The 20,349-nt window shown below is 72.5% G+C and carries 17 protein-coding genes; 8 read left to right on the top strand and 9 right to left on the bottom strand.

Features of this window, described 5'->3' with window-relative positions:
- Window positions 1-131: 131 nt before the first annotated feature.
- On the bottom strand, window positions 132-1,958 hold the full coding sequence (locus ABZ840_RS36760; protein ID WP_361568111.1) for a phosphoenolpyruvate carboxykinase (GTP): 1,827 nt from the start codon (window positions 1,956-1,958) through the stop codon (window positions 132-134).
- Window positions 1,959-2,187: 229 nt separating this feature from the next.
- Here ABZ840_RS36760 and ABZ840_RS36755 point away from each other — a divergent pair, with 229 nt between their 5' ends.
- Window positions 2,188-2,910 (top strand): hemolysin III family protein, encoded by a 723-nt coding sequence (locus ABZ840_RS36755; RefSeq protein WP_361568108.1) that lies wholly within the window; start codon window positions 2,188-2,190, stop codon window positions 2,908-2,910.
- Between the two features lie 321 nt (window positions 2,911-3,231).
- Here the strand turns inward: ABZ840_RS36755 and ABZ840_RS36750 are convergent, their stop codons facing one another.
- Together ABZ840_RS36750 and ABZ840_RS36745 are read right to left on the bottom strand one after the other, a co-directional pair.
- Window positions 3,232-4,251, bottom strand: coding sequence for an NADP-dependent oxidoreductase (locus tag ABZ840_RS36750; protein WP_361568106.1), 1,020 nt, complete (start codon window positions 4,249-4,251; stop codon window positions 3,232-3,234).
- 121 nt (window positions 4,252-4,372) lie between these two features.
- A complete protein-coding gene (locus ABZ840_RS36745; RefSeq protein WP_361568103.1) occupies window positions 4,373-6,403 on the bottom strand; it encodes a thioredoxin domain-containing protein in 2,031 nt (676 codons plus the stop codon).
- Window positions 6,404-6,594: 191 nt separating this feature from the next.
- On the opposite strand from ABZ840_RS36745, the gene ABZ840_RS36740 reads away from it, so the two are divergent.
- Window positions 6,595-9,858, top strand: a complete 3,264-nt coding sequence (locus ABZ840_RS36740) for a tetratricopeptide repeat protein (protein ID WP_361568100.1) — start codon at window positions 6,595-6,597, stop codon at window positions 9,856-9,858.
- A 233-nt stretch (window positions 9,859-10,091) separates the two neighbouring features.
- Here ABZ840_RS36740 and ABZ840_RS36735 read toward each other — a convergent pair whose 3' ends face one another.
- Window positions 10,092-10,376: a hypothetical protein gene (locus tag ABZ840_RS36735; protein WP_361568123.1), complete on the bottom strand. Its 285-nt coding sequence runs from the start codon at window positions 10,374-10,376 to the stop codon at window positions 10,092-10,094.
- 7 nt (window positions 10,377-10,383) lie between these two features.
- Entirely contained in the window at window positions 10,384-11,256 is an 873-nt protein-coding gene (gene mca / locus ABZ840_RS36730) for a mycothiol conjugate amidase Mca (protein ID WP_361568097.1), read from the bottom strand.
- 108 nt (window positions 11,257-11,364) lie between these two features.
- On the opposite strand from mca, the gene ABZ840_RS36725 reads away from it, so the two are divergent.
- A complete protein-coding gene (locus tag ABZ840_RS36725; protein ID WP_361568095.1) occupies window positions 11,365-11,784 on the top strand; it encodes a DUF4307 domain-containing protein in 420 nt (139 codons plus the stop codon).
- Between the two features lie 205 nt (window positions 11,785-11,989).
- Window positions 11,990-12,487, top strand: coding sequence for a transcription elongation factor GreA (gene greA / locus ABZ840_RS36720; RefSeq protein WP_361568092.1), 498 nt, complete (start codon window positions 11,990-11,992; stop codon window positions 12,485-12,487).
- Window positions 12,488-12,637: 150 nt separating this feature from the next.
- Here greA and ABZ840_RS36715 read toward each other — a convergent pair whose 3' ends face one another.
- The 3 genes from ABZ840_RS36715 to ilvA all read right to left on the bottom strand — a co-directional run bounded on the left by ABZ840_RS36715 (window position 12,638) and on the right by ilvA (window position 16,131).
- A complete protein-coding gene (locus ABZ840_RS36715) occupies window positions 12,638-13,507 on the bottom strand; it encodes an ABC transporter permease (RefSeq protein ID WP_361568089.1) in 870 nt (289 codons plus the stop codon).
- Complete coding sequence (locus ABZ840_RS36710; RefSeq protein WP_361568086.1) at window positions 13,504-14,592, bottom strand: ATP-binding cassette domain-containing protein; 1,089 nt, start codon at window positions 14,590-14,592, stop codon at window positions 13,504-13,506. The genes ABZ840_RS36715 and ABZ840_RS36710 overlap by 4 nt, the downstream gene beginning before the upstream one ends.
- 291 nt (window positions 14,593-14,883) lie before the next feature.
- Window positions 14,884-16,131 (bottom strand): threonine ammonia-lyase, encoded by a 1,248-nt coding sequence (gene ilvA / locus ABZ840_RS36705; protein WP_361568121.1) that lies wholly within the window; start codon window positions 16,129-16,131, stop codon window positions 14,884-14,886.
- A 216-nt stretch (window positions 16,132-16,347) separates the two neighbouring features.
- Between ilvA and ABZ840_RS36700 the strand changes: the two genes are divergently transcribed.
- From ABZ840_RS36700 to ABZ840_RS36690, 3 genes are all read left to right on the top strand, one after another.
- Window positions 16,348-16,848, top strand: a complete 501-nt coding sequence (locus ABZ840_RS36700; RefSeq protein WP_361568083.1) for a MarR family transcriptional regulator — start codon at window positions 16,348-16,350, stop codon at window positions 16,846-16,848.
- 154 nt (window positions 16,849-17,002) lie between these two features.
- The gene (locus tag ABZ840_RS36695; RefSeq protein WP_361568080.1) at window positions 17,003-17,494 is read left to right on the top strand and encodes a sigma factor-like helix-turn-helix DNA-binding protein; all 492 of its coding nucleotides are present in this window, start codon (window positions 17,003-17,005) and stop codon (window positions 17,492-17,494) included.
- Window positions 17,491-17,742: a hypothetical protein gene (locus tag ABZ840_RS36690; protein WP_361568078.1), complete on the top strand. Its 252-nt coding sequence runs from the start codon at window positions 17,491-17,493 to the stop codon at window positions 17,740-17,742. The genes ABZ840_RS36695 and ABZ840_RS36690 overlap by 4 nt, the downstream gene beginning before the upstream one ends.
- Window positions 17,743-17,842: 100 nt before the next feature.
- On the opposite strand, the gene ABZ840_RS36685 is transcribed toward ABZ840_RS36690, so the two are convergent.
- A complete protein-coding gene (locus tag ABZ840_RS36685) occupies window positions 17,843-19,003 on the bottom strand; it encodes a cystathionine gamma-synthase (RefSeq protein WP_361568075.1) in 1,161 nt (386 codons plus the stop codon).
- Window positions 19,004-19,206: 203 nt separating this feature from the next.
- Between ABZ840_RS36685 and ABZ840_RS36680 the strand changes: the two genes are divergently transcribed.
- Window positions 19,207-20,349: a hypothetical protein gene (locus ABZ840_RS36680; RefSeq protein ID WP_361568073.1), complete on the top strand. Its 1,143-nt coding sequence runs from the start codon at window positions 19,207-19,209 to the stop codon at window positions 20,347-20,349.

Below are 20,349 nucleotides of genomic sequence, written 5' to 3'. Positions count from 1 at the left end.
CCGGGGCGGGGGCGGCCGGCGACGTCCGGCAGAAGGCGTAGGGGCCTGCTGCCCCGTCCCGCGCGACCGATTCGGTGCCGGGGCCCTTCTCATGAGCCGTTCCCGCCGGCCGCTACGGCCGGCTGTTCCCGCTAGCCGAGACGCTGCACCAGCGCGCGGTACTCGTCCCACATCTCCTTCGGCGTGTGGTCACCGAAGGTGTTGAGGTGCTCGGGGACCAGCGAGGCCTCGTCGCGCCAGACCTCCTTGTCGACGCTGAGCAGGAAGTCCAGGTCCGCGTCCGGCAGGTCCAGCCCGTCGGTGTCCAGGGACTCCTTGGTCGGCAGGATGCCGATGGGGGTCTCGACGCCCTCGGCCTTGCCCTCCAGGCGCTCCACGATCCACTTCAGGACGCGGCCGTTCTCGCCGAAGCCGGGCCAGACGAACTTGCCCGCCTCGTTCTTGCGGAACCAGTTGACGTAGTAGATCTTCGGCAGCTTGGCCGCGTCGGCGTTCTTGCCGACCTTGACCCAGTGCCCCATGTAGTCGCCCATGTTGTAGCCGCAGAACGGCAGCATGGCGAACGGGTCGCGGCGCAGCTCGCCGACCTTGCCCTCGGCCGCGGCGGTCTTCTCGGAGGCGACGTTGGCGCCGAGGAAGACACCGTGCTGCCAGTCGAAGGACTCGGTGACCAGCGGGACGGCGCTGGCGCGGCGGCCGCCGAAGAGGATCGCCGAGATCGGCACGCCCTTGGGGTCCTCCCACTCGGGCGCGATGATCGGGCACTGGCCCGCCGGGGTGGTGAAGCGGGCGTTGGGGTGGGCCGCCGGCGTCCCGGACTCCGGGGTCCAGTCGTTGCCCTTCCAGTCGGTGAGGTGGGCGGGGGTCTCCTCCGTCATGCCCTCCCACCACACGTCGCCGTCGTCGGTGAGCGCGACGTTGGTGAAGACGGAGTTGCCCCACAGGGTCTTCATGGCGTTGGCGTTGGTGTGCTCGCCGGTGCCGGGCGCGACGCCGAAGAAACCGGCCTCCGGGTTGATCGCGTACAGCCGGCCGTCCTCGCCGAAGCGCATCCACGCGATGTCGTCACCGATGGTCTCGACCGTCCAGCCGGAGATCGTGGGCTCCAGCATCGCGAGGTTGGTCTTGCCGCAGGCCGACGGGAAGGCAGCGGCGACGTACTTCGCCTCGCCCTGCGGCGGCGTGAGCTTGAGGATCAGCATGTGCTCGGCGAGCCAGCCCTCGTCGCGCGCCATGACGGAGGCGATGCGCAGCGCGTAGCACTTCTTGCCGAGCAGGGCGTTGCCGCCGTAGCCGGAGCCGAAGGACCAGATCTCGCGGTCCTCGGGGAAGTGCGAGATGTACTTGGTGGAGTTGCAGGGCCAGGGCACGTCCGCCTCGCCCTCGGCGAGCGGGGCGCCCAGGGTGTGCACGGCCTTGACGAAGAACCCGTCCGAGCCCAGCTCGTCCAGGACCGGCTGGCCCATCCGGGTCATGGTGCGCATCGACACGGCGACGTACGCCGAGTCGGTGATCTCCACGCCCAGCGCGGACAGCGGCGAGCCCAGCGGGCCCATGCAGAACGGGACGACGTACATCGTCCGGCCGCGCATGGCACCCCGGAAGATGCCCTCCTCACCGGCGAAGATCTCCCGCATCTCGGCGGGGGCTTTCCAGTGGTTCGTCGGGCCCGCGTCCTCCTCCTTCTCGGAGCAGATGAAGGTGCGGTCCTCGACGCGGGCGACGTCGCTCGGGTCGGACGCCGCGTAGTAGGAGTTGGGTCGCTTGATCGGGTCGAGCTTCTTGAACGTCCCCTTGGCGACCAGTTCTTCACTCAGGCGCTCGTACTCCGCCTCCGAGCCGTCGCACCAGACGATGCGGTCCGGCTGGGTGATCGACGCGATCTCATCGACCCAGGCGATGAGCTCCTGATGGGTGGTCGGGTGCTTGAGGGAGGGAGCCGCGTTGTCGCGCGCCACGATCGCTCCTAGATGAGGGGTTTATGCGAACATCAGCACAATGTCCGCTTTTGTAGATGTTGGCCCCTTGGGGGCTGCGACCCGGATGCTTCGTGACCGCTCATCCGGTGCCGACCGCACTCATTTGATCATCCGACGCCGACCGGATTCTGTCCAGAGGGCACCTTCGTGACCGTCACCACTCCCGGACTGATCCGTAACTTACGGTGGCGTAGATAGGCTGGCGCCCATGTCTTCCGCGCCCGAAGCCACCGCCGGCCACACGACCGAAAGCTCTGCAACGGCCGTGACCTCCGCGGTCTCCGCGCTCACCGCTCCGCTCAAGCCGAAGCTGCGGGGCTGGCTGCACGCCGGGATGTTCCCCGCCGTGCTCTTCTCGGGGGTCGTGCTCACCGCGCTGGCCGACAGCACGCGTGGACGCGTTGCGTGCGGCGTCTACACGCTCTCCGCCTGTCTGCTCTTCGGCGTCAGCGCCATCTACCACCGCGGCAACTGGGGCCCGCGGGTCACCGGCATCCTGCGCCGGCTGGATCACGCCAATATCTTCCTGATCATCGCGGGGACCTACACCCCGCTGACCATCCTGCTGCTGCCCGACGGCCGCCGGGACCTGCTCCTGTGGGGCATCTGGGCGGCCGCCGCCCTCGGCATCGCCTTCCGTGTCTTCTGGGTCGGCGCACCCCGCTGGCTCTACACGCCGTGCTACATCGCGATGGGCTGGGCGGCGGTCTTCTTCCTCCCGGACTTCCTGCAGAAGGGCGGCATCGCCGTCCTCGTGCTCGTGATCGTCGGCGGGCTGCTCTACAGCGCGGGCGGCGTGATCTACGGGATCAAGCGGCCCAACCCGTCACCTCGGTGGTTCGGCTTCCATGAGGTCTTCCACTCCTTCACCCTCGCGGCGTTCGTCGTGCACTACGTCGGCATCTCGCTGGTGGCCTATACACACGCCTGACACCGCCTCCGGAGCGATCCGGGCACTCCCGGTGCCCCCCGCGCCTCTGGCCCACCGTGGCCGCGGCCTCGACGCCGCGGCCACTTGCCATGTCAGGGCCGCCACCCCGGCCAGCACCAGCGCGAGGACCACCGCGGCGCCACCCAGAAGAAAGCCGCCCACACACACCCCAGCGGCCAGGACGACCGCCCCGTGCAGGATCGTACGCATCCGCAACACCCCCTCCAGCTCTCACTGAATGTGACTGTGCGCGCTTAGAGCGTTACACATCCCACTGACAACGGGGAGACCGCCTGGTCCCGGGGAAGGGGGCCCGGTGCGCTACAGATCCACCAGCACCGCGCCGAAGTGCCGGCCCTCGGTCAGCTCCCGCAGCGCGCGCGGCGCCTGTTCGATACCGCTGAACCGCGCGTGCGGGAAGGTGAGCGTGCCGTCCCGCAGGCCCTGGCCGAACTCCCGGTTCCACTCCGGAATGAGGTCCAGGTGGTCATAGAGGGCCACGCCGCGCAGGGTGATGCCGCGCGACAGGAACGACAGCGTGTCGATCTCGGTCGTGACGGCCCCGGTGCCGGACATCTGAGCGGCCAGCGCGCCGACGATCGCGACCCTCGCCCCCCGGTTGGCCAGCGCCAGGGCGGCCTGGAGCTGTTCGCCGCCCACGTTGTCGAAGACCGCGTCGACGCCGTCCGGCGCCGCCTTGCGCAGCTGCTCCAGAATCGGCCCCTCGCCCCGGATCACCACCGCGTCGTAGCCGAGACCGGCCATGAGCTGCTCGCCCTTGGCGCGTGATCCGGTGCTGCCGATGACGCGGGCCGCGCCGCGCTTCTTGGCGAGCTGCCCCGCCAGCGAGCCCACACCGCCGGCGGCGCCGGTGATGAACACCGTGTCCCCGGGGCGTACGTCGGCGCCCCTCCCGATGCCCATCAGCGCGGTGGGCCCCTGGGAGAGGTACGCGGCGGGGTCGGGCAGCAGGTCCGGCTCCAGGCGCTGCGCCCGGGAGGCGTCGACGACGGCGAACTCGCGCCAGCCGAGAGAGTGTTCCACGAGGTCACCGGCGCGTAGGTCGGTGCCGGGCGCGGCCACGACCTCGCCCACGGCGGCCCCGTGCAGCGGGGCGCCGATCTCGTAGTGCGGGATCGGCACGGCGCTCTGTTCGTCCATGAGGGTGCGCATCACGGCGGCGACGCCCATGGTGGTGGTGCGGACGAGGACCTGGCCGGGCGCCGGTTCCGGTACCGGCACCTCGACGATCTCGAAGAGGTCGTCGGTGACCGCGTCCCGGGGACGGGCGGCCAGCCGTACTTCGCGGTGGGTGGTGGGGACTTCACTGCGCTGGGTCATGGCGCCGACGCTAGTCCGTGGCCCCCACACGCGGTTGACGGACCGGTGCGATCCGGCTTTCCTCCCGGTGGCCGCGAGGCCCGCCGCCGTACGGTCGTACGCGGCGGACCCCGCCGCCCGGTCACCCGGCGTGCAGCCGCTCCGCGAGCTCGCCCGGATCGGTCGTGGGCCGCTCGCAGGTGAAGTCGCGGCACACGTAGGCAGCGGGCCGGCCGCCGACCAGCGGCCGGTCCTTCAGGAGCGGCACCTCCTCGCTCCCGGGGTCGCCGACCGCGACCACGGCGCCGGGCGCGGTGCTCAGCAGCGCGGAACGGTGCAGCTCACGGGTGGCCTCGTCGTCGTACGAGCCGATCACCGCGACCTCGCGCGGGCCGTCGAGCAGCGCCTCGGCGACCGCGAGACCCCAGCCGATGAAGCGCGGAGCGCGCCCGCTCAGCGCCTTGACGATGCCGAGCGCGCGTTCGGCGGCCTCGCGATGCGGGGAGCTGCCCGTGAGCGCCGCGTACGAGAGGAGGGCGCCGGCCGCCGCGGTCCAGCCCGAGGGCGTGGCGTTGTCGGTCGGGTCCTGCGGCCGGCGGATCAGCGCCTCGGCGTCGTCGGCGGTGTCGTACAGCGAGCCGTCCGGGCCCCGGAAGTGGATCAGCACGGTGTCCAGGAGGAGCCCGGCGAAGTCCGCCCATACGCCCTCACCGGTCACCTGGGCCAGCGCGAGGAAGCCCTCGGAGACGTCCGCGTAGTCCTCCAGCACGCCGGAGTTGGCGCCGGCGACGCCGTCGCGGGAGGTGCGGTGCAGCCGCGCCTGGCCGTCCATGTGGACGCGGACGAGCAGGTCGGCGGCGTCGGTCGCGGCCTGCACGAGGTCCGGCCGGTCGAAGTACGCGCCGGTCTCCGCGAGCGCGGCGACGGCCAGGCCGTTCCACGCGGCCACGACCTTGTCGTCCCGGCCGGGACGGGGCCGCGTCTCCCGTGCGGCGAGCAGCCGCTCCTTGATGGAGGCGATCCGGTCGGCGTCCTGCAGCCCATCGGTGTCCGGCAGTTGCAGCACCGAGGCACCCTCCTCGAAGGTGCCCTCCTCGGTGACCCCGAAGTGGTCGGCGGCGATCCGGGCGTCCGCCTCCCCCAGCACCTCGGTCAGCTGCTCGGGCGTCCACACGTAGTAGGCGCCCTCGACGTGCCGCCCCGTGCCGTCGTCGCTGTCGGCGTCCAGCGCGGAGGCGAACCCCATCTGGTCGGTGCGGAGTTCGCCGACCATGAAGTCGGCGGTCTCCAGGGCGATGCGGCGGGCGAGCCCGGAGCCGGTGGCGCGCCAGAGGTGGGCGTAGAGGCGGCAGAGCAGCGCGTTGTCGTAGAGCATCTTCTCGAAGTGCGGGACCACCCATTCCGCGTCCACGGAATAGCGCGCGAAACCGCCACCGAGCTGGTCGTAGATGCCGCCGCGGGCCATCGCCTCACAGGTCGCGCGCACCATGTCGAGCGCGCCCTCGGACTCCGTCCTGGCGTGGTGCCGCAGCAGGAATTCCAGCACCATCGACGGCGGGAACTTCGGCGCGCCGCCGAATCCGCCGCGGGTCGCGTCGAATTCCCGGGTCAGCTGCATCAGCGCGGCCATCAGGTCCTCGCGCCCGGGCGGCTGCGCCCCGGCGACGGCCAGCGAGCGGTCGGCCAGATCGCGCACGATCTTCCCCGCGACCTCGCCGACCTCGTCCCTGCGGTCCGTCCAGGCCGCCCGCACGCCCTCCAGGACCTGCGAGAACGAGGGCATGCCGTGCCGCGGCTCGGGCGGGAAGTAGGTACCGAAGTAGAACGGCTCGGCGTCCGGCGTGAGGAAGACCGTCATCGGCCAGCCGCCCTGGCCCGTGGCGGCCTGCACGGCTTCCATGTACACGGCGTCGACGTCCGGGCGCTCCTCCCGGTCGACCTTCACCGACACGAAGTGCTCGTTCAGCAGCCGCGCGGTGGCCTCGTCCTCGAACGACTCGTGCGCCATGACGTGGCACCAGTGGCAGCTGCTGTATCCGACGCTGAGCAGCACCGGTACGCCGCGCCGCCGCGCCTCCTCGAACGCCTCGTCGGACCACGGCCACCAATCGACCGGGTTGTCGGCGTGCTGGAGCAGATACGGGGAAGTCTCATGAGCCAGGCGGTTCGGCATGGGGCCATCCTCTCTCACGGGTGTGCCCGGAACGTGCGAAGCCGATCCGCCGGAGCCCGCATTGCCCGGCACGGCGGATCTCTCACTCCACCGTGTGGCACGTCCCGGCGGAGTTATCCACAGGGCTGCCGGATTCGGCGCCGGGACGGAACACTGGGCGTACAAGGCGATCATCGCTGGAGGGGGACGGAATGACGGGGTCACCGGCTGTCCTGCGGGACGCTCACCGCGCGGACGCGGACGCGCTGTTGACGCGCGCGGTCGAGGAGGAGGTGCGCCGCTCGGGCGGGCGCGTCGACGGGGGCGCGCTGCTCACCAGGGCGCGGGCCGCGCTGGACCGGCTGGCGGCCGGAGCGGCGGAGGAGTACGCCGCGTACACCGGAGCGCTGGACGAGGCGGCCGCGGCGCGCCGGCCGCTGACGGAGCGGCTGACCCGCCGGGAGACGGGCACCCCCGCGGTGGTCACGCTGGTCGCCGCGGCCGCCGCCGTCACCGCGGACCTGGCGTACGGCACGGGCCCCGGCCCGGCGCTGGGCACCGGGGCCGCAGTCGTCGTCGCGGGGGCCGCGGCCACGGTCCTCAAGCTCACCGCGGGACACTGGCCGGCCGCGCACCGCCAGGCGGGCATGCGCGGCCAGCCGGGCGGCCCCGAGCAGCTGCGGCTCCAGTGGCTGACGGCCCTGGAGGTGCGCGGCGTGCGGCCGTTCCTGGACCAGCAGCGGATGCTGACGGCGAACCGGAGCGGTGCCGCGGGCGGCGGCCAGGGCACGGGCACTACCGGGCGCGGCCCGCAGCTGCGCGGCGGGGACCGCAGCGCGGCGGCCCGCCGCAGGTCGGTGCTGGCCGACTCCTTCCAGCAACTCCCGGATTCGGGCGGCCCGTTCGCCGGTCGGCGTGCCCAGCTGACGCAGATCACCCAGTGGGTGCACGCCGCCCGGGCCAGTACGGAGACCAGGCCCACGGTGGTCGTGCTGCACGGCGAACCGGGTTCGGGGCGTACGGCGCTGGCGGTGCGGGCCGCGCGGCAGCTGCGCGACCAGTTCCGCGGCGCGTGCGTGGTGGACCTGCGCGGGGAGACGCCGGGCGAGACCCCGCTGCCCACCCGGGACGCGCTGCTGCACCTGCTGAACCGCCTCGGGGCGCCGCGCGAGCAGCTGCTGTTCCGCGAGCGGCCCTCGCCCGAGCAGCACGTCAAGCGGCTGACGGAGCTGTACCAGCAGCATCTGACCAACCTCCCCGTCGTGGTCCTGCTGGACGACGCCACCGACCCGGACCAGGTCCGCACCCTCGTGCCGGACCGCTCGGAGTCCCTGGTGCTGGTCACGGCGCGGGAGCCGATGGAGCTGCCCGACGGCCTCTCGGCCTGGGTGCACCAGCTGCCGGTGGGCCCGCTCGACGCCGCCGGCGTCGAGGAGCTGCTGCGCGCCGCGGGCGGCGATGCGGAGGGCGCGGCCGGTCCGTACGACCCGCAGGCCCTGGACCGGATCGGGGAGCTGTGCGCGGGGCTGCCGCTGCCGCTGCGCGTGGCGGGCTCCTCGCTGGGCCCGCGCGACCCGGCCACGCTGGCGGCGGACCTGGCGGCCTACGGCCCGGTGACGGCCGTGGAGCGGGCCCTGTGGCTGCGGTACACCGACCAGCCCGACGCGGAGCGGCGGCTGCTGCGCCGACTGGCGCTGGTCGGACGGGCGAGCCTGGGCGCGGCAGCGGCGGCGGCGCTGCTGGGCGTCGAGGAGGAGGAAGCGCAGCGGCGGCTGGCCCGGCTGACCGAGGCGGGCCTCGTCGAGCACGTACGCGGCAGCCGGTACCGCCTCCACTCCCTGGTGCACCACTTCGCGCACGCGCGGCTGCTGGACGAGGAGGACCCGACGGAGCGGGCCGGCGCGCAGGAGCGGCTGCTGCGCAGCTACGCCGAGCTGGCGGACTCCGTCATCCGCCTGGTGGACGGCAACACCTCCACACGCGCCGACCGCTTCGGCCCGCACGGCTTCACCTCGCTCGACGCCGCGCTGCAGTGGCTGGACGACGAGACCAGCTTCATCACGGCGGCGCTGCGCCACGCCGACCAGGACGTGGACCAGGCCACGCTCTCCCACCTCCTCGGGGCGCTCGCCGACTACTGCCTGCTCCGCGGCGACCTGTACCGCCTCGGCGAGCTGAACGAGCTGACCAAGGCCGCCGACAAGGGGCTGCTGGCGCGCTCGGTCCAGTGGCGCACCGGCGTCGCGGCCCGGCAGCTCGGCGAGCTGGACAAGGCCCGTACGACGCTGTCCTCGGTGGTCGACCTGTACTTCGAGGCGCAGCACACCGCGGGCGCGGCGCGCGCCCTGCGTGACCTGGGCATCACCCTCCAGCAGCAGGGCAATCTCACCGAGGCCGCGGCGAAGCTGCGGGAGGCGCTGGAGCTGCAGAGCGGGGACGCCATGCGCGGCGACCGCGCGTGGACGCTGCACGCCCTGGCGGCTGTGGAGCGCGACCGCGCGCAGCTGGCCGAGGCGTTCGCGCTGCTCGACGAGGCGCTGGAGCTCCACCGCGAGAGTGAGAGCGTGCACGGCCAGGCATGGGCGCACTTCCAGCTCGGCCAGGCCTGTCTGCGCCACGGCGACGTACCGCGCGCCGAGCGCGAGCTCCAGGAGGCTCTGGAGCTGTACGGCCGCACGCAGGACGGGCGCGGCGAGGCGTGGGCGATGACGCAGCTGGCCCGGGCCCGGCTGGTGGACGGCGACCCGGCGGCCGCGGTGGACCAGCTGCGGCAGGCCCTCGCGCTGCACCGCCGGCACGAGGACGCCCGGGGCGAGGCCTGGACGCTGTACTACCTCGGCCAGGCGCTGGAGGAGAACGGCGACAAGGACGCGGCCGTGCGCCACCTGGACCGGGCGCGCACGATGTTCAGCCGGATGCACGACGCGTACGGCCTGGCGTGCGCCCGGCACCACTCCGGGCGGATCACCCGTGACGTGCGGGCGGCGCAGACCGGCTCGCTGCTCAACAGCGGCTTCGCGCGCCAGCTGCTGCAGGACGCCCGCCGGGACTTCCAGCGGATCGGGGTGCCGCACAGCGAGGGCTGGTCCTGCCTGGAGCTGGTGGTCGTCGACGCGGGGAACGGCCGGACGGCGCAGGCCCTGGAGCTGGCCGACGAGGCGGCGGAGATCTTCGCGGGGTACGGCGACCGGCGCGGCGAGGACTGGGCCCGCTTCCTGCGCTGCACGCTGCTGCCGCTCGCCTCGCCGGGCGGTTCCGAGGTCGGCACGGCCGTCGCCCAGGAGGAGCTGGCCGAGCTGCGCCGCTCCCCGCATCCGCTGCGCGACCCGAAGCTGGAGGACTGCGCCGAGGCGTACGCCGTGCTGCTCGACCGCGGCATCGAGCTGGAGGCCGGCTGGCAGGCCTGGCGCCTGGGGATGATCCCCACCCGCCACGCCCGCGAAATCATGGGCACGCCCCTGGAGTCCTCGACGTAGCCCCGGGAGCTCCGGTCGGACCGGCGACACACCACGTGCAGGCCCGCTGCCCGGGCATGCCGATGTCCCGCTGGCCGGGCAGGCCGATGCCGCCGCGGGCGCTCGTGCCCGCGGCGGTTCCGCGTTTCCGGCCCGGGAGCTCCGGCCCCGGGACCGAGTGCCCGGACGCCGGGTGCCCGGACGCCGGGTGTCCGAAGGACGGGTGCCCGGACGCCGGATGCCCGGAGGCCGGGTCAGGTCGTCTTCGGGGTGCCCTTGGCCGCGGCGCCCTTGGCCGGGGCGGCCGGGGCGCTCGCGGCCGACGGCGCCACGCCGTCGCCCTTCGCGTTCTCGCCCGGCTTCTCCTCGAAGTCGACCTTCCGCATGTGCTTGTTCATCGATTTCATCAGCAGCCAAACGGCGCCGCCGATGACCGCGAAGACGATGAAGCCGAGGACTCCGGGGGTCACCTTGTTCTCGTCCAGGTCCTTCGCGAGGGGGACGAGATGAGTCATGGCGAGGGTGCTGGTCGCGCTCATCATGAGGTCAATTGTTGCGGATGCCCGCGAAGAGGTCGTCCTCGGGGAGGGAGGTGTCCACCAGAGACTTGGCGAGCTCGTACTCCTCGGTGGGCCAGACCTCCTTCTGGATCTCCATCGGGACGCGGAACCACCCGCCGTCGGGGTCGATCTGCGTGGCGTGCGCGATCAGCGCCTTGTCCCGGATCTCGAAGAAGTCCGCGCACGGAACGTACGTGGTCAGCGTGCGCTCGGCGCGCTCGAAGGACTTCCAGCGCTCCAGCCACTCGCCGTACGGCGACTCCATGCCGCGCTCCAGCAGCGCCTCGTGCAGCGCGACGGTGCGCGGGCGGTTGAAGCCCTGGTTGTAGTAGAGCTTCGACGGCTGGAAGGGTTCGCCGGCGTCCGGGTACTTCGAGGCGTCACCCGCCGCTTCGAAGGCCACCATCGTGATCTTGTGGGTCATGATGTGGTCCGGGTGCGGGTAGCCGCCGTTCTCGTCGTAGGTCGTGATGACCTGCGGCTTGAACGAACGGATCAGCTTCACCAGCGGCTCGGCCGCCGCCTCCACGTCCTGGAGCGCGAAGCAGCCGTCGGGCAGCGCGGGCAGCGGGTCGCCCTCGGGCAGCCCGGAGTCGACGAACCCCAGCCACTCCTGCTTCACGCCCAGGATCTCGCGGGCCTCGTCCATCTCCTTCTTGCGCACCTCGTGGATGTGCGCCTCGATGTACGGGTCGCCCTGGAGCTTGGGATTGAGGATGTCGCCGCGCTCTCCCCCGGTGCAGGTGGCGACCAGCACGTCCACCCCCTCGGACACGTACTTGGCCATGGTGGCCGCGCCCTTGCTCGACTCGTCGTCGGGGTGGGCGTGCACGGCCATCAGTCGCAGCTGCTCAGTCAAGACTCGATCCTCAGTCAAGGGTCATGGGACGCCGTTGAACGACGCCTTCTATAGTGACCGAAGCGAGGGGGCGAATATTTCCAGGTACCCCTTACCAGGAGGAAGATCATGGCCGCGGTGCGCGACGGACTGCCCGACGGACGGTACGGCCGTACCGCCGACGAGCGGGCCGACCGCAAGCTGAAGGTCATCGGTGCGATGCTGGGCGCCGCGCTGCTCGGCGTGATCGCCTGGTTCGGCATCTCCTACATCACCGGGCAGGACCTCAGCGGCCGCCTGGTCACGTACAAGGTGGTCTCCGACACGAAGGTGCAGGCGCACCTGGAGGTCATGAAGGACCCCGGCGCGAAGGGCGTGTGCACGCTCCGCTCGCAGTCCGCCGACGGCGCCGAGGTCGGCCGCAAGGACGTCCGGGTCGAGCAGTCCGAGGACCAGGTCGACACGGTGATCACGATCCGGACGACGGCCCGGGCGACCAACGCCGAACTGGTCGGCTGTACGACATCGGGCGCCCCGGGCCAGAACTGAACCGCCGGCAGCCGGCACGGAGCTGACCCCCGCGTGTCGGGCGACCTCGCCCGAGCGGGGCTGACCAGCGGTGACGCGTTTTTTGCGGTTTACCGCTCCCCCTTTTGTGCCGGAATTGTTAGGCTCGTGGTTTCGCCCACCCGAGAAGGCGCCAGCCTTCCTGGTAGGGCGTTTGATTTATCCCCAGTACCGACGAGGAGCACCTGTGACCCAGACCAGCGACAACGTCACCTGGCTGACCCAGGAGGCGTACGACCAGCTCAAGGCCGAGCTGGAGTACCTGTCTGGTCCCGCACGCGTCGAGATCACCGAAAAGATCGCGGCGGCCCGCGAGGAAGGTGACCTGAAGGAGAACGCCGGGTACCACGCGGCCAAGGAAGAGCAGGGCAAGCAGGACCTTCGTATGCGCCAGCTCAAGCAGCTGCTGGAGACGGCGAAGGTCGGCGAGGCTCCCGCCGCCACTGGTGTCGTGGCCCCCGGCACGGTCGTCACCATCGCGTTCGACGGGGACCCGGACGACACGCTGACGTTCCTGCTCGCTTCGCGGGAGTACGCGAGCTCGGACATCGAGACCTACTCCCCGCAGTCGCCGCTGGGCACCGGAGTCAACGGCAAGAAGGTCGGCGAGACCGCGGAGTACGAGCTGCCCAACGGCAAGAAGGCGGCCGTGAAGATCCTGGAGGCCAAGCCCTACACGGGCTGAGCCCGCGGACCACGGCGGCGCCCGCGACACGCGGCGGCCGCACCGCAGCACCACCGAAGGGCCCGGGTCGGGAAGACCCGGGCCCTTCGAGGTGTCCGGACGCGGCGCGTGTCACGACCCGCGTCCGGACGCGGCGCGCTCCCCGTGCGCTCAGGCCGTCGCCGACCGGTACTTCCGTACCGACAGCGTGCGGAAGACCGCGATGATCACGATGGACCAGAGCACCGAGGCGAGGACCGGGTGCTGCATGGGCCAGGCGTCCGGTACCGGGTAGCCGGGCGGCAGATTGCCGAAGAGGTCGCGCGCGGCCTGCACGGTGGCGCTGAAGGGGTTCCACTCGGCGATGTGCCGCAGGAACGCCGGCATCGAGTCCGAGGGCACGAACGCATTCGAGATGAACGTCAGCGGGAAGAGCCAGATCAGGCCGCCGGAGGTTGCCGCCTCCGGGGTCCGCACGGACAGGCCGATCAGCGCACCGATCCACGAGAAGGCGTAGCCGAGCAGGAGCAGCAGGCCGAAGCCGGCCAGCACCTTGCCGAGATTCTCGTGCGTGCGCCAGCCGATGATCAGCGCGACGGCCGCGAGCACGACGAGGGTGAGCGCCGTCTGCACGAGGTCGGCGAGCGTACGGCCGGTGAGGACCGCGCCGCGGGCCATCGGCAGCGACCGGAAGCGGTCGATGAGGCCCTTGTGCATGTCGTCCGCGATGCCCGCGCCCGCACCCGCCGTGGCGAAGGTGACGGTCTGCGCGAAGATGCCCGCCATCAGGAACTCGCGGTACTGCGCGGGGTCGATCGGCCCCTGCTGGCCCGGCAGCGCGATGGCGCCGCCGAAGACGTAGCTGAACAGCACCACGAACATGATCGGCTGCACCAGCCCGAAGATCACCATCTCGGGGATGCGCGCCATTCGGATCAGATTGCGCTTGGCGACCACCAGCGAGTCCCGTACGGACCGGACCGTGCCGCCGCCCGGCCGCGGGGCGCGGGCCCGCCGTGCCGCTTCCGTCACCGTGCTCACTTCGCCGCCTCCCGTGCCGCCCGCCGGTCTCCGCCCTGGTCCGCCTTGTTGCCGCGCTTCCGCCGGCCTCTGCGGCCGCCGGGCCCGTCCGCGCCCGGGTCGCCGTCCGCCGTGTCGTCGCCGTTCTCCTCGCCCTCGGCAGGCGTCTCGGCGGCGTGGCCGGTCAGCGAGATGAAGACGTCGTCCAGGGTCGGGCGGCGCAGCCCGACGTCGTCGATCTCGACACCGCGTACGTCCAGTTCGCGGATGACCTCCGCGAGCAGCTTCGCGCCGCCGGTGACCGGCACGGTGATCTTGCGGGTGTGCGACTCGATCTTGGTCGTGCCCTTGCCGTAGCCGCGCAGCACCTCGTCGGCGGTGCCCAGCTGATCGGGCGTGTGCACGACGACCTCGACGCGTTCGCCGCCGGTCTGCGCCTTGAGCTGGTCGGACGTGCCGCGCGCGATGACCCGGCCGTGGTCGACCACGCAGATGTCGTGCGCGAGGTGGTCGGCCTCTTCGAGGTACTGGGTGGTGAGCAGCAACGTCGTACCGCCCGCCACCAGCTCCTGGATGACGTCCCACAGCTGCTGGCGGTTGCGCGGGTCCAGGCCGGTGGTCGGCTCGTCCATGAACATCACGGGCGGGCTGACGACCAGCGCGGCGGCCAGGTCCAGGCGTCTGCGCATGCCGCCGGAGTAGGTCTTGGCGGGGCGGTCGCCGGCGTCGGCGAGGTGGAACCGGTCGAGCAGCTCCCCGGCCCGGACCTTCGCCTCCTTCGCGCCCATCTGGTACAGCCGGCCGACCATGGTGAGGTTCTCCCGGCCGGTCAGGTACTCGTCGACGGCGGCGAACTGGCCGGACAGGCCGATCGCGCGCCGTACGTCGTCGGGACGCTCCAGTACGTCGATCCCGGCCACTTCCGCCCGGCCGCTGTCGGGCCGCAGCAGGGTCGTCAGGACCCGGACCGTGGTGGTCTTGCCGGCACCGTTCGGACCGAGCAGACCGAGGACGGTCCCTTCCGGGACGTCGATGTCGACACCGTCCAGAGCCCTCACATCGCCGAAGGTCTTCACGAGCCCCTCGGCGTAAATAGCGCCTGGCATCCAGGCCCTCCCAGAGTTGGGGATTTCGAGGAAAATCTTACGTTTGCCGGTTTTCACCCGCGCGGCGGCCGACCGGCGTGACGGGATGCCACGATTGCGCCACAGGAGTGCCCCGCGCCGGGCGGCACTTACGACGACCGTTCCAGGGATGTTACGCCGAACGCGATACAACGCGATAGGACTTGAGCGCGCACAGAGGGACGCACGAACGGCCGGCGCCCCCGTGAGGGCACCGGCCGTCGGTGTGCGCGCAGGGTCCGGGGCGCGCGCCCGGAACGGTACGGCGGGTGGTCAGGCGATGACCGTGTAGCCCGCCTCCTGGAGGGCCGTCCCGACCTCCGTGCAGTGCTCCGGGCCCTGCGTCTCCAGGTGCAGTTCGACCTCGGCCTCCGTGAGGCCGAGCCGCGGGTCGGTCCGTACGTGCTGGATGTCCAGCACGTTCGCGTCCCTCTCGGACAGCACGCCCAGCAGCGTCGCCAGCGCGCCCGGGCGGTCCGTGAGGCGGAGCCGCAGCGAGAGGTAGCGGCCGCCGGCGGCCATGCCGTGGCGCAGGATGCGCTGCATGAGCAGCGGGTCGACGTTGCCGCCGGACAGCACCGCGACCACCGGGCCCTGGAAGGCCTCCGGCGCGGACAGCAGCGCCGCCACCGGGCTGGCCCCGGCGGGCTCGACGACCATCTTGGCGCGCTCCAGGCAGAGCAGCAGCGCACTGGAGAGCGCATCCTCGGAGACCGTACGGACCTCGTCGACCAGCTCGCCGATGATCCCGAACGGCACGTCGCCCGGCCGCCCGACCTTGATGCCGTCCGCCATCGTCGACGGCGACTCGATCGCGACCGGGTGGCCGGCGGCCAGCGAGGGCGGGTACGCCGCGGCGCCCGCCGCCTGCACGCCGACGATCCGTACGTCGGGCCGGATCGCCTTCACAGCCACCGCGACGCCCGCGGCGAGCCCGCCGCCGCCGATGCCCACCACGATCGTGCGGACCTCGGGGCACTGCTCCAAGATCTCCAGGCCGACCGTGCCCTGACCGGCGATGATGTCGCGGTGGTCGAAGGGGTGGATGAAGACCGCACCCGTCTCGCGCGCGTACTCCTGGGCCGCGGCCAGCGTCTCGTCGACGACCTGGCCGTGCAGCCGCACCTCGGCGCCGTAGTCGCGGGTCGCGGCGACCTTGGGCAGCGGCGCGCCTTCGGGCATGAAGACGGTCGAGCGGACGCCCAGCAGGGAGGCGGCCAGCGCCACACCCTGGGCGTGGTTGCCGGCACTCGCCGCGACCACCCCGGCGGAACGTTCCTCCGGCGTCAGCCCGGCGATCCTGACGTACGCGCCGCGGATCTTGAACGAGCCGGTGCGCTGGAGGTTCTCGCATTTGAAGTGGACCGGCGCGCCCACCAGGCCGGACAGGAAACGGCTGCCCTCCATCGCGGTGGACCGGCTCACCCCCGAGAGCAGCTTCTGCGCACCGTAGATGTCGTCAAGCGTGACGGCGGGAAGCACCCCTGTGGCTCCTGCGGCTCCCGTGGCGGAAGCGGCCATCGCGGAGCCGGCGGTACCGGGAGCGGCGGAAGCGGGTGTCTGCGGCGTGTGATCGGCCATGGCGCCAGTCTTACAGCTCACGGCGGGACGGGCGTCCGCGGCCGGGGAGCGCGGCCCGCGGCCGTACATCTTTGGTCAGCGCCGGTACGGTCCTCGCGCGGGCCGCGTACTCTGTCCCCCAATCCGTACGCACCTCCATGAAGCGAGCATCCGGCCATGCCCACCTCTTCGGACATGACGACCCACATCGATCCCGCTCTCCTCGACGCGCTGCAACACCAAGTGGCCGTCTTCGCCCGCCGCGCAGAACAGAGCCGGCTCGGCGGTGTCGGGCAGGCGCGCAACTCCATGGACCGCGCCGCCTACCTGCTGCTCAACCGGCTCGACCAGGAGGGCGCGATGGGCGTCAAGGCCCTGGCCGCCGGCATGGGCATCGACTCCTCCACGGTCACCCGCCAGGTCGCGCCGCTCGTCGACGCGGGTCTGGTCACCCGCGCCTCGCACCCCGAGGACGGGCGCGCGGTCGTCCTCCAGCTCTCCGAGCGTGGCCTGGCCCGCCTGGAAGAGGTGCGCGCGTCGCGCCGCGAGCTGATGGCGCTGGTCACAGAGGAGTGGAGCGAGGAGGAGCGCAACGCCTTCACCACGCTCCTGACGCGCTTCAATGCCTCGCTCTCGACGGTGACCGCGTCGCTGTCCCCGGGGACGCCGGCTTCCTGAGCCGGTCCCCGCGCGGCCCCGGAGCCGCGCCGCCTGCCGCACGGCTCTTGACCGCCGTGCCCGCGCTGCCGTGCCATGGAGCCATCGCCGGGCCGCCGGGCCCGCGAGGCCCGGAGCCTGTCTTCCGGGCCGGGCCCCCTAGGCAGGAGGCGCTGTGCGAAAGCGGCAGTCTGCTCGGGAGTGCCGTCGCGCCCGGGAGTTCGAGACGTTCGTCGCGGGCGCGGCCGGCCGTCTGCTGCACACGGCCACGCTGCTGACCGGCGAACCGTCCGGCGGCCCGGCACCGGCCGCCGAGGAGCTGCTGACCCTCGCGCTCTCCCGTACGTACGCGTCCTGGGACCGGCTGCGCGGCGAGGACCCTTACGACCGCACCCGCCAGGAGCTGGCCGGGCACTTCGCCCGTACGGCCCGGCGCCACCGGCGGCCGCGCGGCGGCCTGCTGGACCGGCTCCCGCCCCAGGAACGGCTGATTCTCGTCCTGCGGCTGTACGAGGGCGTGGCCGAGGAGCAGACCGCGGCCCTGCTGGGCCTGCCCGCCGAGCGGGTGCACACGCTGTGCCTGCGGGCGGTCGCCGAGATGCGCAGCACCCGGCGCGGCACCGCGCCCCCTGCCGCCTCGCCGGGCGCCGGTGCGGTGACGCCGTGAGCCCGCCGGACCGCAAGGAGGCCGAGGTGCGGCGGATGCTCGACGGGCCGCACCCCCTCGTCCCGCCCGGCCTCGGGCTGCGGGCCGCCGTGCGCGGGCGCCGACTGCTGCTGTGGCGGCGCCGGCTGGGCCTGGCCGGCTGGCTGCTGCTGTTCCTGGCGGCGGTGGCGTTCACCGTCTGGGCCGTCACCCAGCAGCCGTGGATACCGCCGCCCTCGCGTACGACACCGCCGCTGGAAGGGTGGTGAGGGGCGTACCGGGACGGCCGGCCTGCCTCCGGGGCGGCCGGCCGTGCCGGTACGTCTCGTACGTCGCGGTGGATGGCCCAGGGCCTGGGTCGGGTCCTGGCTAGCCCAGCGCCTGGGTCAGGTCCGCGAGCAGGTCGTCGACGGACTCGATGCCGACCGAGAGGCGGACCAGGTCGGCCGGTACCTCCAGCGCGGAGCCCGCCGCCGAGGCGTGCGTCATCCGGCCGGGGTGCTCGATCAGCGACTCCACGCCGCCCAGCGACTCGCCGAGGGTGAAGAGCTGAGCGCGGTTGCAGACGTCGACCGCGGCCTGCTCACCGCCCGCGACCTGGAAGGACACCATGCCGCCGAAGGACCGCATCTGCTTCGCCGCGATCTCGTGCCCGGCGTGGTCGGGCAGGCCCGGGTAGAAGACCTTGGTCACCTTCGGGTGTGCGGTCAGCAGCTCCGCGACCCGGGCCGCGTTGGCGCTGTGCCGGTCCATCCGTACGGCGAGCGTCTTGATGCCGCGCATGACCAGCCAGGCGTCGAACGGCCCGGCGATGGCGCCCATGGCGTTCTGGTGGAAGGTCAGCTCCTCGCCGAGCGCGTCGTCGTTGACGACCAGCGCGCCGCCGACCACGTCGGAGTGGCCGCCCATGTACTTGGTCGTGGAGTAGACGACCACGTCGGCGCCGAGCGCGAGCGGCTGCTGGAGGTAGGGGCTGGCGAAGGTGTTGTCGACCACGAGCTTGGCGCCCGCGGTGCGCGCCACGTCGGCGAGCGCCGCGATGTCGGTGATGCCGAGCAGCGGGTTGCTGGGCGTCTCGACCCAGATGGCCTTGGTACGCGGCCGGATCGCCTCCCGGACGGCCTGCGGGTCGGAGGAGGAGGCCACCGACCATTCCACGCCCCAGCGTTCGGCGACCTTGGCGAAGAGGCGGAACGTGCCGCCATAGGCGTCGTCCGGGATGACGACATGGTCACCGGGGACGAGCAGGGTCCGCAACAGGCAGTCCTCTGCCGCGAGCCCGGAGGCGAAGGCCAGGCCGCGGCGGCCGCCGTCCAGGGCCGCGAGGTTCTCCTCCAGGGCCGTACGCGTCGGGTTGGCGCTGCGGCTGTACTCGTAGCCGCCGCGCAGGCCGCCGACCCCGTCCTGCTTGTACGTGGAGACCTGGTAAATGGGCACCGATACCGCGCCCGTCGTCCGGTCCGCTTCCTGCCCCGCGTGGATGGCGAGGGTTTCGAAGTGCTGATGGCGCTGTCCGCGCTGATCACTCATGTCTGCCGAGGGTAGTCGCCCCCGGCCCGGCGCACGCCCAGGAACTTTCTGCTTCGCTGGAGAGTGGATACAAGTGGACACCCACGCACCACCGACCCGGCCACCGACGAGCCCGATAAGCCTGACAAGCCCGACAAACCACCGCACCGCCCGCGCCGCCCGGCGCCGCGCGCCTGACGACCCGATCTTGGAAACGACTCCCCATGGACGTACTGCTCCTTCTCCTCGCTGTCCTCGCCTTCGCGGGGATCGTCGGCTACCCCCTGGCACGGCGGCGGCGCGCGCTGCAGCAGGCCGGCCGGGGCATGGCGGCGGCCGCCGACCCGATGGCGGACTACGGCTTCGTCCCCGCCGAGCAGCTGGACGCGCGGCTGCCGGGGCCCGACCCGGAGCTGGCGGAGACGCTGGCCGAGATCGCGCGTACGCAGGACTGGCAGCCCGCGTCCCGGCTGCTGGCGGGCACCCCCGAAGGGGACGAGCGCCGGTGGCAGCGCGTACAGACGCTGGCGGGCGCCGCGGCCTTCGCGACGGCGCCCGGTCAGGAGGGCGCGCCGGGTGCGCACACCGACGCACCGGGCGGCTCCCGTGGCGGCATCTGGCTGCGCACCTGGCGCTCCGAGAAGCCCAAGGACTCCGGCGGTGCCCAGACGCACGCGCAGTTCCTCGTGGTCCAGGCGCTGCGCGACCCCGGCTCGCAGGACTTCCGCATGATCCTCGAGGAGGCCCGTACGGTCTGCCACGAGGCGCGGCTGCTGGCCCCCGGAAGCCCGGTCCCGTACATCATCGAGCTGGCCGTGGCCCGCGGGCTGGGCGAGCGCCGCCCCGACTACGAAGAGCTCTGGTCCAAGGTGGTCCAGCGCGCGCCGCACCACATGGGCGCGCACCTCGCCGCGCTGCCGTACTGGTCGGAGAAGTGGCACGGCTCCAAGGAGGAGGCCGACGCGTTCACCGAACGCGCCGCCTCCGGGGCCCCCGCGAAGTCGCTCCTCCCCGCCCTCCCCCTGTTCTCCGTCTTCGACCACCTCCCCGAGGCCAACATGGTCCGCAGCCTCTTCCAGAGCGCGGTGGTCGAGCGCGCCATCGAGGGCGCGCACTACGCGCTGCGGCAGGCCCCCACCGACCATCCGGTGGCACCGCACGTACGCCATCTCCTGGTCTGGTTCCTCGTCCAGGCGGAGCGGTACGCCGAGGCCATGGAGCAGCTGCGCCACGTCGACGGCCACGTCGGCGCCGTCCCCTGGTCGTACGCCACGCAGCCGGCCGCCGCCTACGCCACCTACCGCGCCCTGGCCGTCGCCGGCTGGGAGTCCCAGGGCGGCACCCCGGCCGCCCTCCCGCCGTCCTGA

It is taken from the genome of Streptomyces sp. NPDC047117, assembly GCF_040643545.1.
Lineage (GTDB): Bacteria > Actinomycetota > Actinomycetes > Streptomycetales > Streptomycetaceae > Streptomyces.
This window is presented reverse-complemented; position numbering and strand designations above follow the sequence as displayed.